The organism is Halorubrum sp. SP9 (assembly GCF_005435015.1).
Classification (GTDB): domain Archaea; phylum Halobacteriota; class Halobacteria; order Halobacteriales; family Haloferacaceae; genus Halorubrum; species Halorubrum sodomense.
In genome coordinates this window covers 1-334 of the sequence record NZ_SGXU01000530.1, presented here as the reverse complement: position 1 = coordinate 334, position 334 = coordinate 1, and the positions used below count along the sequence as shown (strand labels likewise).

1 pseudogene is annotated in these 334 nt (G+C 59.0%); it reads right to left on the bottom strand.

Features of this window, described 5'->3' with window-relative positions:
• Nucleotides 1-334, bottom strand: a pseudogene (locus EXE45_RS18470) (hypothetical protein); the annotation flags it as partial.

Below are 334 nucleotides of genomic sequence, written 5' to 3'. Positions count from 1 at the left end.
CGTTCATCGATATACAGCCGTAGTCTTCCTGAAGGTAGTCGTCGATAGCGTCGTAGTCGTGTGCGGACCAACCGGCCGGGTCACACACTTCGAGATGCTTGTCAATCACCCGTTCAAACTCAGAGGCTACCGGGCGGAGATCACCGAACCCGGCACCGTCGAAATAGACGCCGACGTGAATATGAGTGTAGCAGGCATTGAGCCCGGCGTCTTTGTCGGGGTCCGCAGCGGTGCCCATTCCGTGCGGTTCTGCTTGGAGCCAGTAGCCCCACTGCTCCGAGTCCAAGTCTAGGTGATACTCCATTACGTTGCGAAGCGTGTCGCGGACGCCGCC